Raw genomic sequence first — 10,699 nt, forward strand, 5'->3', positions numbered from 1 at the left:
CACAACTATGGTGGGCGGGTGCACCGCCGTTCGCTGCTCGCCGCTCCGCTGGCCGCCCTGCTGGCCGGCGGGTGCGCCGCGGACGACGACCCGGAGCTGCGGCTGATGGTGCCCAACGCGCCCGGCAGCGGGTATGACATCACCGCCCGCACGATCGCGACGACGATGGACGTGGCGGCGGTCCGCCACGGCGTCGAGGTGTTCAACCTGCCCGGCTCCGGCGGGATGGTCGGCCTGCGGCGGCTCGTGTACGAGCAGGGCAACGGCGCACTGATGATGCTCATGGGCCTCGGGCTGGTCGGCGCGCAGCACACCACCCCGATCTCGGTCACGCTCGACGCGGTCACCCCGATCGCCCGGCTCATCGAGGAGCCGGAGGTCGTCGTCGTCACCAGCGACTCGCCGCTGCGCTCGCTCGACGACCTGGTGCGTGCCTGGCGCGCCGGCCCGGAGGGCCTGGCGGTCGGCGGCGGCTCCTCCCCCGGCGGCCCCGACCACCTCGCCGCGATGCTCATGGCGAAGGCCGCCGGTGTCGCCCCGACCACGGTGCGCTACGCCCAGCACGACGGCGGTGGCGTGCTGCTGGCCGCGGTGCTGTCCAAGCGGGTCGCGTTCGCGGTGTCGAGCCTCGGCGAGACCGCCAGCCAGATCGCCTCGGGGCAGCTGCGGGTGCTCGCGACCACCGGCCGTGACCGGGCCGAGGGTGTCGACGCGCCGACCTTGCGTGCGGCCGGCCTGGACGTCGTGTTCGCCAACTGGCGGGGGCTGGTCGCCCCGCCGGGCCTCGACGCGGCGCACCTGGCCGACCTCGGCACGGTGGTGGCGCGGCTGCGTGACTCGGCGACGTGGCAGCAGGCGATCGCCGGGCACCGGTGGACCGACAGCTGGCTCGCCGGCGACGGCTTCGGCGCGTTCCTGCGTGAGCAGGACACCCGGGTCACGCAGATCCTCGGCGAGCTGGGGCTGGACACCTGAGCCGGCCTAACGAGAATGGGCTCGTGCAGGTATCCCGCGGAGTGATGGCGTACCACCTGACGACGGTCAGCGAGGGCATGGACACGGTCGAGCAGACGCTGCTGGCCGCCGGGCTCACGTTCACCCGGACCCCGGTCACGGTCGTGTGGCCCGGCGGGCGCGGCGAGGGCGCGGAGTTCGTCTTCGTGCTGCCCGGCCCCAACCAGCGCACCGGCCTGGACGTCGTGCAGCGGCTGCGGTCCACGGTGTCGTGGCTGCAGGTACGCACCGTGGACGGTTCGGCGCCGACGTAGCGACGCACTGTGTTCACCATGCGTTCCTTTCCGCGTCACCGGCGTCTCCGAGGCTGCGTAGGAAATCAAGCAGCCATGTCTTTGGAGCGTGTCAGCGTGACAGTTTCTCGCCGTCAGATTCTCAGTGGTGGCGCCGCGGCGGGCGTCGGCCTGACCGTCGCCGGGGCGCTGCCGACCCTCGCCGAGCCGGCCGCCGCGCACGAGGCGCACTGGCCCGGCGGCGGCTCGTCGTCCGGTGGTCGCCCGTTCCCGCCGTTGAAGGACGACCCGAACGGCATCCTCGCCCTGCCCGAGGGCTTCACGTACAACATCGTCACCCGTGAGGGCAGCACGGAGATGTCGGGCGGCCAGGGCAAGACGCCCGGCTACCACGACGGCACCGGCGTCGTGGCGGACGGCCGCAACAAGCTGGTCGTCATCCAGAACCATGAGCTGACCCCACACCTGTCCGTCTACGGGGTGCCGCACATCGCCGGCACGGTCTACGACCCGGGCGCGGTCAACGCGGGCGGCTGCACCGTCATCACCACCGACGGCAACGGCCGTCGTACCGGCGAGTGGGTCGGCATCTCCGGCACCGTGCGCAACTGCGCGGGCGGCGTGACCCCGTGGGGCACGTGGCTCACCTGCGAGGAGACCACCATCAACGCGGGCGCCACCTGGACCGCGGGCGGCCAGACCGGCGTCTACGAGAAGAACCACGGCTACGTCTTCGAGGTCCTGCAGTCCGAGTCCGGCAAGCAGCTGCCCAAGCCGATCAAGGCGTTCGGCCGCTACGACCACGAGGCCCTCGCGATCGACCCGGACCTCAAGCACGTGTACCTGTCCGAGGACGCCAGCAGCCCCAACGGCCTGTTCTACCGCTGGAGCTCCACCGACGGCCGGCGGCTCGGCCTGGGCATCGCCAACTCGCTCAGCGACACCGCCGGCAAGCTCGAGGCGATGCAGATCCGGCTCGACGACGGCAGCATCCTGCCCGACGTCGCGTACCTCACGTCCGCGCAGCTCGGCCGGCCGTTCAAGGTGACCTGGCTCGAGGTGCCGGACCGGGAGGCGACCACCAAGCCCGTCCGCACCCAGTTCGCCGACGGCACCGTCACCCGCGGCAAGAAGTTCGAGGGCGTGTGGAGCACCCGCAAGGGCTGCTACATCGTCAACAGCTTCGCCTTCGGCGCCAGCGACCTGCCCGCCGACGCGACCAAGCACGACGGCATGGTCTGGTTCTACGACTACTCCGACCAGACGATCACGCTGGTCTCGTACTTCCCGCACAACGCCGCCGCCGAGGGCGAGGGCCCGGCGCCGAAGTACGCCGACCTGACCTTCGACGGCCCCGACAACGTCACCGTCACCCCGTGGGGCACCCTCGTCCTGGCCGAGGACGGCGTGCGCGCCTCGCACGTGCTCAGCTCCGTCCCGGGCGGCCCGACGTACGCGATCGCCCGCAACATGCTCAGCAACGGCACGTCCAACGGCTCGCCGACCTACTCCGAGTTCACGGGCCCGACGTTCTCACCGGACGGCAAGGTCCTGTTCGTCAACATCCAGGTCCCCGGCATCACGCTGGCCATCACCGGACCGTGGCAGCGGTACCTCGGCTGACCAGCACCACCCGCGTCACCGGGGGCTCCGCCGAGATGCTCGGCGGAGCCCCCGCGCCGATCGATCCCTGCCTGTCCCTCGGGTCCGGGTCTACCGTGCCTCCCGGCGCTTCAGGTGATCGCCCTGGCCGACCCGGTACGCCTCCGCCAGCCAGCCGGCGAAGTCGTCGTCGAGCTGCTCCAGCGAGACGACCCGGTAGCGGTTGACGAACAGGCGCTTGGTGTAGGGCGTGGAGCGGCGAATCCGTTGGTCCTGCAGCTGCCGCTGCAGATCGATGTATCCCTCCAACCACCCGTCGCTGAGGCTCGCACCGGCGAACCCACGCCTGCTTCCCTTCAGGGTGATCGCGGTCTTCGCCACGGCGTAGGTGAACGGCCCGCACGCCTCGGCCAGCTCGATGAACCGGTGGTACAGCGCGACGATCCGGGCGGGTCTGCCCGCCAGATGACGCTCCACGGTCCACTCGTCGTCATCCATGCGGCGATGGTACCGGCAGCGCCCCGCCTATCTGTTAAGAAACTGTACGATACTGCCGGGTGATCGATGGACGTCGCGGATCCACGGAAGGACCGGTGGCATGGCAGAGCAGATCATGGTCGCCTTCGAGGGTGAGGGCTCCGGCGTCGACGATCTGTCCTGGGGCCAGCTGGACCTGTGGATGGCGATGCAGCGCCAGAACTCCTGGCTGCCGATGGGCGGCGCGACGCCGTTGCCGGCCGGCACCACCCTCGCCGACACGGTGGAGAACCTCCGCTATCTGATGAGCCGCTACCAGACGATGCGGACCCGGCTGCGCTTCGACGCCGACGGCCGCCCGTCCCAGGTCGTCTCCGGTTCGGGCGAGATCGCGCTGGACGTCGTCGAGGCGGGCGAGGCCGACGACCCGGCGGACCTCGCCGACGCGATGCGCCGCCGATTCGAGGAGACCGGCTACGACTACGTGACACAGTGGCCGCTGCGCATGGGCGTGGTGGTCCGCGCCGGGCTGCCGACGCACCTGGTCGCCATCATGTGCCACCTGGTCACCGACGGTTCGGGCGCCGCGGTGATGCTCGCCGAGTCGGGCGCGCGGGTGACGACGCCGGTCACCGGGATGCAGCCGCTGGAGCAGGCCCGCTGGCAGCGCTCCCCGGCCGGCGTCCGGCAGAACGAGGCGGCGCTGCGCTACTGGGAACGACTCCTGCGCACCATCCCGTCGCGCCGGTTCGCCGGCTCCGACGACCCGCGGCAGCCACGCCACTGGCGGGGCGAGTTCAGATCCCTGGCACTGCACCTGGCGACGCGGGCGATCGCCGACCGCGCCGGCATGGACGCCTCGCCGGTGCTGATGGCCGTCTACGGCGTGGCCCTGCACCGCATGACCGGCATCAACCCCGTGGTGTTCCGGCCGACGGTGAACAACCGGTTCCGCCCGGGGCTCGCCGACGTCGTGTGCACCATCGCCGAAAGCGGCCTGTGCGCGCTGGACGTCGCCGATGTCCCGTTCCCGGAGGCCCTGACACGGACCAGGCGGGCGGCGATGACGGCCTACAAGCACGCCTACTTCCATCCGGTACACCTGGACGAGCTGATCGCGAAGGTGGCCCAGGACCGGGACCCGGACTTCGACCTCGGCTGCTTCTACAACGACCGCCGCATCACCACGCGAGCAGGCGCGAACGGCCCGGCACCGACCCCCGAACAGATCCGCGAGACGCTGTCCGGCGACCACACCACGTTCCGCTGGACCATCCAGCAGGACGATCCCTTCGAGCGCCTGTTCGTCCACATCGACGACGTCCCGGACACCATCCAGATCACCGTCTTCATGGACACCCACTTCGTCTCACCCGCCGACGCGGAGGCGTTCCTGCACGGCATGGAAGCGGTCGCCGTCGAGGCGGCGCTCGACCTGGCACCTCAGCCGGGCTGACGCAGTTCCGCCGGGATCAGCCCCCTGGATCAGGGCGCGGCAGGACGGCGGTGAGGAACTCAGACAGCAACGTCGAGTGGTTGAGTTGCACGAAGTACCTGGCGCGATTCGGGACGTGCCAGCCGTGCGCCTTGAGGGTCTTCACGAACTCGCCTCGGGCCTCCACCCGCGACGCGGCGCTGAACATGGATCTCGCACCGAGGTCCCAGTCCGGCGCGGCGGAGGACAGCAGCCGCCTGGGTTCGAGCACGTCGCTGTTGGTGACATAGCAACAGACAACCGTGACGCCCATTGACCTGATGCGCTTCAGCGCCCCGGATGGGTTGCCGTCGGTGGACTCGCCGTCCGAGACAAGGAAGAGGATCGAGCGCGCCGGGGCCTGGGCACGGGTCGACTCGCGCTGAAACCGCTCCGCCACGAGTTGCAGTGCCTCGCACATCGGCGTCCGGCCGTAGATGAAATCCTCCACGCTCATCACGCCGTCGTCCGACACGTTGAGCAGCGACGGGACGTCGGACATCGCAACGGTGGTGTCGCCCAGGCGGGCCATCTCGTCGACCAACGTCCTGCCGACCTCGGTGCGCAGGAGTTCGAACAACTCCCGCTCTTCCGCGAGCACCTGGTCCAGCGGAGCAGACGCCAGGGCCCGCACGAGCCGTCCCGCCTTCTCGATCTCGGACCGTCTGAAGGCCAGCCGTACCGCGTCGAAGCCGACACTCAAGGATTCTCCCCGACGGCTCTTCGAGAACAGCCCTTTGACCAGATTCGTGCCCACCGCCTGTGCGCCCTTGTCCCGGCTGACCCGATCGACAAGGTCTGCCTCGCCGGCCGAGACCTCGGGAAGGATGTCCTTGAGACGGCTCGCCAGGGCCGGATACTGCCGAAGGTTGGCCAGCAGCTGGTGTGCCTCATCGGCGGTCAGATGACGAGCGACCCACTCACGCCAGCCTGCGCGACCGTGTTCCTGGGCGATGTCTCCGATGGCCGCGTGCGGGTCCCGGGTCGCAGCGTGCTGCGCGGGCGTCTCGCCCGCGAGGTGGAATCTGGAGGCGGCCTTCGACAGGGACAGGAAGTCGCAAACGGCGACCGGCAGGTGCGTCAGTCCAAAGGCGTATGCGAACACATTCAGGATGGCGCCAGGGCCGGCGTCGCCGGGCCCGAAGGTCGAGCGGGCCTGTCGTGCCACATCGCGGATCGCGCCGCGCAGGCTGTCGAGCCGACTCAGATCGCCGTCCGTCTCGTTGGCGATGCTTGTCCTCATCGATGCGGACACGTCGATCGCCAGCCCCACGAGCACAGGGCCGCTCGCCTCGGTCTTCTCCCTCGAAAACATCATCACCCGTTCCGTACGCTCGGCGATCACCAGAACTTGTGTTTCCGCGACATCAGCTACGGCTCCAGGAGCATCTGCGCGATCTCGGCCAGCACGCTGGAGTGGTTGACCTGGAAGAACAGCCGGCCACCGCGCGGGAACGTCCATCCCCGCTCCGTCAGGTAGTCCAGGTAGCGGCCCTCGGGGACGGGCGAGGCCCAGCCGAACATCCGCCGGGCATCCACGTCCCAGGACGCGTCGGGCGCCATCGGGAGACGCCTCGGGTCGCCAGTCACATCCCGGTCTGTGACGAAACATGAGATGACGGTGATCCCGGCATCGCGCAGCGCCGCGAACCTGTCATTCGGATCGCCGTCGGTCAGCTGCCCGTCGGAGACGACGAGCAGCGTGGAGACCGGCCGGGCGTGCCTCTTGCCACGTCCGCGACGTGGTTGACTCCGCGCTTCACCAGGTCGGCGAACCGCGCGAAGGCGGCCGAGCCGTCCTCGGGCTCACTGCGGCTCAGCGCGCGCCAACCGTCGCGAAGTTCTCCCCAGGGAACGTCGGTCTTGAGGCGGTCGAACTGGTAGGCGATCCGCTCGCTGGAGAATCGCTGCGCTGCCCGGTCGACGGCCAGGCACATGGGCGTGTTGCCGTACAGCAGCTCCGACACACCTGCGCCGCCGAATCCCGCCCGGGACCGCCGGGCCAGCAGGTCGGCCAGCTCCGCCGGCGTGAGGGTGGCGAAGCCCGCCCGTTCCAGCCTCTCCGCCGCCAGCTCGGCGAAGGTGACCCGACGGCTCGACATGTCGCGGACAAGCTTCTCCGCCTGCTCCAGCCGGGTCTGGAAATCTTCGTCCGCCGCTTTCGCCGCCAGTGTCAAGGCGCTCCAGATGTCGCTCTTTCCTCGGATCATCGGACCGCCGCTTTGATGGTCCTTCGCGATCCGCGCCTGAGTCTCGGACATGTCCGGCAGAGTCCGGGACAAGCTCTGCAGCAGGGCCGGCGAATCGCGAAGGTTCGCCAGCAGCGTCGATGCCTCCGCGTCGCTCAGGTTGGCGCGAATCCATTGACGCCATCCGGCCTTCCCATGGCTCAAGGCCAGCCGGTCCAACTCCTCGTATGGATCACCATCGGCGAACGCTGTTACCGGAGCGCTCGCAGCGTCGGGCGGCTCGCCGTCCGCGTCGTGTTCGTCGACCAGGCGCAGCAGAGACAGCAGGTCGCAGACCTCGCCAAGCGCTTTCTGCACGCCGACCGCATACGCGAACACGCGCACCGGCGGGCCGGCGGTCTCGGAGGCGTCCCCGCCGGCTGCCCGCGCCGCGGCCTTGCGCAGCGCCTCGGCCCAGCCGTCGAGCCGGCTGCTCGCACCACCGGTTTCATTGCGCAGGCTCGCCCTCATCGATGCCGAGACGTCGACCAGCAGGCCGACCACGGCCGGTATCTGCGGGGTCGATGCGCGATGGTCCATGTCCGCATCACCGGCCCTTCGGCAGCAGCTCGGTCTCACCGGTGCCGGGGGTCGACAGCAGCCGGACGAACCCGTCGAGGGCCACCGAGTGGTTGACCTGCACGAAGCAGGCCGCGTCGGGCTCGACCTGCCAGCCCTCCGTGAGCAGATAGCGGCACAGCGACGAGTCAGCGTCCAGGCGCGACGCCATACGAAAGAGCTGGGCCGCGCCGGGCGGCCAGCCGGCCGCGGGTGTGGCCCGCACCAGTTTGGGCGAGGCCAGATCGACGTTTGTCAGGTAGCACGCCACGATGGTCACGCCCAGGTCCCGGATCTGTGCGGCAATCGGCTCCGGGTCCCCGTCCGAGGCATCGCCGTCCGATACCAGCAGCAGTACCGCCGCCGTTTGTCCGGCAGGGCGTTCGTGCAGCTCCCGCGCGAACCGGTCGCGGACGGCCTCCAGCGCCGCACGCATCGGCGTGTCGCCGTAGATCAGTGGCCCGGCATCACCGAGCCGGGCCGCACTGCCCCGCCAGAACTCGGCGAATTCGGACACTTCCATGGTCGTATCGCCAAGCTCGTCCAGACGACCGGCCAGTCGGTGCTGTACTTCCACCGCGACCCGGCGCTGCACCTCGTGCTTTCCGAGCCCTTCGGCGAGGTTGACCAGGCCGCCCAATCCATAGGCGCGGGCGACGCCGGCCAGTCCTCCGAGGCCCCCGCCGGAGTACTGCGCGCGCAACTCGTCCGCGTAACGCTCTGCCAGCGCCTCAGCCTCCGCCTTGCTCATCACCCCATCGGCAGCCGTCATCAGCGAAAGCAGGTCGCAGACGGTGCCGCTGCGGAGGCCGAACGCGTAGGCGAAGATGTGGACGGGTGGCGTGGGCCCGGTATCGCGATGCTCGATCTCCGCATCGGCGAAGCGTTCGAGCGAGGCCCGGACGCTTTCCAGCCGACTGCGCGTGTCGCTGTCCCGGTTGTCGAAACTGTCCTCCATCGAGCCCGACACGTCCAGGGCGACGCCGATGAGCGTGGCGATGTTCGTGGTGGGTTGCGCTGAACGTCCGGCCGGGCCGGAGGCATCCGGTTCGGATTGCACCAGGTGCCACGTCTCGCCTTGCCGCAGCAGTACCGGCGTAGCGTGCTCGGGACTGTTCAGCAGGCGTAGTTCGTGCACACCCTGCCGGTATGAGAACTCGATGTCCTTTCCCGCGCCGATCGAGTCGTAGAACGCCGAGGTGAAGGCGATCGCCGCGGTGTCGGAGATCGGCTTCTCCATGGCCACCGTGAACGGCAGCCTGAGCGACGTGAACCCGGCCTGTCCGACGGAGTAGCAGGCGTTGAGCACGACGCACTGCAACGGCGGTGCGTACTCGGCGAGCAGGTCGGCCAATGCCTCCTGCGGCGGAATGTACCGAGCGCCGGAATGGTCCTCGAACACCAGACCGAGGCGGGTGCCGTGGCCCGAGAAGTGCACGATACTGAAGTCATCGTCCAGCAGTGCCCTCCGGACGTCGTCCACCGTCGTGGCGTGCCGGATGGAGAGCTCGATCTCATTGCGGGACTGGCTGCGCCGTATGCATTCCCGGATGGTGCGATCCTCCGCTCCGAGCCGGAGCGGGTCGGTCCCTCTGGGATTGGCGAACAGAGCGAGGACCTTCATCGGCATGCCGAGGAGGATGCCGCAATGCTCACCGGAGTACATCGGCTGATGGGTCCGACGTGGGACAGTCGTCAGGACCTCAAGGAACTCGGCATACGCCCGGAAACGTTGCTGCCGACGTACATCGGCGGCCACCTCGCTGTCGTGCACAAGCCGCGTCCGCCGACCGGCGGACCTACTCGGACGCGCGGATCAGCATGTCCTCGACGTGCCGGAGCATGTCGGCGGCCGCTGGTGCCCAGGTGGTGTCGCTGTGGCAGGCGATCGTCAGCAGTGCCGCGGACGGGCGGTGCTGGACCGACAGGATGTAGCGTGAGCCGCCGGGGCGGTCGGGCTGTTCGGTGATCCGGTCCTGGACGGCCGGGTCGGTGAACGGGATGGCCTCGGCGCCGAGGGAGCGGCTGTTCGCCGCGCTGCCGACGATGGATGCGTCGATGTAGTTGAAGCGGGCCGTGGCCGCTCCCGTTCCGGCCAGGTCGCCGAGGACCTCGGCGGCGTGGGCGGCGGCGATCGCCGGGTCGAGGTTGGCGAACCGGTGGCCGTGCAGCTGGTTGCTGGCGGTGGCTGCCAGCCGGGCGGGCAGGTCGCCGGTCCCCGGCACGAGGACGGGTACGGGCATGACCGCCTTGCGGACGGACGCCTGCGTGGCCGCCGACAGCCGGTTCGCGGCCAGCGACCGGATGCCGGCGCACGGCGAACCCTCGACCAGGCTGATCGCCGAGCCGAACGCGGTCAGGTAGATCGCCGACACCGGCAGCCCGGTGCGGGTGGCGACGGTCTGTGCGGCTCGGGCGGCGTGCGCCGAGGCGAGCCACCGGGACTGGAGCACCGGGTCCGGCGGCGCGGTCCCGCCGTCCGGGCGCCAGCCGGTCAGCCCGTCGCGCAGCGCGTCCAGCTGGCGGCGCCAGTGGGTCTCGGCGCGCTCGGCGTAGGACCGGCCCGGTTCGGACGCCTCCCACTCGGCCGTCTCCAGGGGCTGCTCCGGCGCGGGGCGGCCGGCGAACGCCGCTCGTCCGCTCGTGCGGCTCCGCAAGGCTTGCATGAGGTCGCCGCGGAGCACCCGCATGCCCCATCCGTCGACCGCGGAGTGATCGACGACGATGCCGATGCGGTGCACGGTGCCGGCGGCGACCTCCAGCACGAACAGCACCGGCTGTTGCTCCGCGAGCCGGAACGCCGTGGCCGCGGCCGCCGCGATCGCCTGGTCCGCCTCCGGGCCGGCCGGCGCGACCCGCACCACCTCGCCGAGCCGCTCGGCCGCCGGGAGCACGTGCTGCTCGCGACCGCCGGCGCCGGTCGTGGGCAGCAGCGTCCGCAGCCCCTCGTGCCGGTCGAGCAGGTCACCGATCGCGGCCAGCACGACGCCCAACCGTGCGGCGGCGCCGTCGACCACGGTCGCGAAATTCGTGGCGTACGACCAGGGCGTGTCCGCGTCGATACCGACGTCCATGAACCACTCACGTTGCGCGCAGGTGAGCGGCCCACGTCG

The 10,699-nt window shown here is 70.3% G+C and carries 10 protein-coding genes; 4 read left to right on the top strand and 6 right to left on the bottom strand.

The window, feature by feature from the left end; all coding sequences use genetic code 11:
* The first annotated feature begins 18 nt into the window (after window positions 1–18).
* From OHA72_RS51775 to OHA72_RS51785, 3 genes are all read left to right on the top strand, one after another.
* Window positions 19–975, top strand: coding sequence for a tripartite tricarboxylate transporter substrate binding protein (locus OHA72_RS51775; RefSeq protein WP_327003474.1), 957 nt, complete (start codon window positions 19–21; stop codon window positions 973–975).
* 23 nt (window positions 976–998) lie between these two features.
* Window positions 999–1,268, top strand: coding sequence for a hypothetical protein (locus OHA72_RS51780; RefSeq protein WP_327003475.1), 270 nt, complete (start codon window positions 999–1,001; stop codon window positions 1,266–1,268).
* A gap of 96 nt (window positions 1,269–1,364) precedes the next feature.
* Window positions 1,365–2,870, top strand: coding sequence for an alkaline phosphatase PhoX (locus tag OHA72_RS51785; RefSeq protein WP_327003476.1), 1,506 nt, complete (start codon window positions 1,365–1,367; stop codon window positions 2,868–2,870).
* A gap of 90 nt (window positions 2,871–2,960) precedes the next feature.
* Here the strand turns inward: OHA72_RS51785 and OHA72_RS51790 are convergent, their stop codons facing one another.
* A complete protein-coding gene (locus OHA72_RS51790) occupies window positions 2,961–3,347 on the bottom strand; it encodes a DUF5655 domain-containing protein (RefSeq protein ID WP_327003477.1) in 387 nt (128 codons plus the stop codon).
* A 100-nt stretch (window positions 3,348–3,447) separates the two neighbouring features.
* Here OHA72_RS51790 and OHA72_RS51795 point away from each other — a divergent pair, with 100 nt between their 5' ends.
* Complete coding sequence (locus tag OHA72_RS51795; RefSeq protein WP_327003479.1) at window positions 3,448–4,782, top strand: condensation domain-containing protein; 1,335 nt, start codon at window positions 3,448–3,450, stop codon at window positions 4,780–4,782.
* A 16-nt stretch (window positions 4,783–4,798) separates the two neighbouring features.
* On the opposite strand, the gene OHA72_RS51800 is transcribed toward OHA72_RS51795, so the two are convergent.
* The 5 genes from OHA72_RS51800 to OHA72_RS51820 form a co-directional block, all read right to left on the bottom strand.
* Window positions 4,799–6,145 carry a vWA domain-containing protein gene (locus OHA72_RS51800; RefSeq protein WP_327003480.1) on the bottom strand — a complete coding sequence of 449 codons (1,347 nt, stop codon included), beginning with the start codon at window positions 6,143–6,145 and terminating at the stop codon, window positions 4,799–4,801.
* Window positions 6,146–6,171: 26 nt separating this feature from the next.
* Window positions 6,172–6,363 (bottom strand): hypothetical protein, encoded by a 192-nt coding sequence (locus tag OHA72_RS51805; protein ID WP_327003481.1) that lies wholly within the window; start codon window positions 6,361–6,363, stop codon window positions 6,172–6,174.
* Between the two features lie 110 nt (window positions 6,364–6,473).
* The gene (locus tag OHA72_RS51810) at window positions 6,474–7,568 is read right to left on the bottom strand and encodes a hypothetical protein (protein ID WP_327003482.1); all 1,095 of its coding nucleotides are present in this window, start codon (window positions 7,566–7,568) and stop codon (window positions 6,474–6,476) included.
* 7 nt (window positions 7,569–7,575) lie between these two features.
* The gene (locus OHA72_RS51815) at window positions 7,576–9,360 is read right to left on the bottom strand and encodes a CHAT domain-containing protein (RefSeq protein ID WP_327003483.1); all 1,785 of its coding nucleotides are present in this window, start codon (window positions 9,358–9,360) and stop codon (window positions 7,576–7,578) included.
* 25 nt (window positions 9,361–9,385) lie between these two features.
* The gene (locus OHA72_RS51820; RefSeq protein ID WP_327003484.1) at window positions 9,386–10,660 is read right to left on the bottom strand and encodes a condensation domain-containing protein; all 1,275 of its coding nucleotides are present in this window, start codon (window positions 10,658–10,660) and stop codon (window positions 9,386–9,388) included.
* Window positions 10,661–10,699 lie beyond the last annotated feature (39 nt).

Origin of the sequence: Dactylosporangium sp. NBC_01737 (assembly GCF_035963215.1) — a bacterium.
GTDB lineage: Bacteria > Actinomycetota > Actinomycetes > Mycobacteriales > Micromonosporaceae > Dactylosporangium.

Excerpts from the sequence above, each read along its gene's own strand:
- OHA72_RS51790 (WP_327003477.1), bottom strand. The coding sequence starts at position 3,347 with ATGGATGACGACGAGTGGACCGTGGAGCGTCATCTGGCGGGCAGACCC.
- OHA72_RS51810 (WP_327003482.1), bottom strand. The coding sequence starts at position 7,568 with ATGGACCATCGCGCATCGACCCCGCAGATACCGGCCGTGGTCGGCCTG.
- OHA72_RS51820 (WP_327003484.1), bottom strand. The coding sequence starts at position 10,660 with ATGGACGTCGGTATCGACGCGGACACGCCCTGGTCGTACGCCACGAAT.
- OHA72_RS51805 (WP_327003481.1), bottom strand. The coding sequence starts at position 6,363 with ATGGCGCCCGACGCGTCCTGGGACGTGGATGCCCGGCGGATGTTCGGC.
- OHA72_RS51795 (WP_327003479.1), top strand. The coding sequence starts at position 3,448 with ATGGCAGAGCAGATCATGGTCGCCTTCGAGGGTGAGGGCTCCGGCGTC.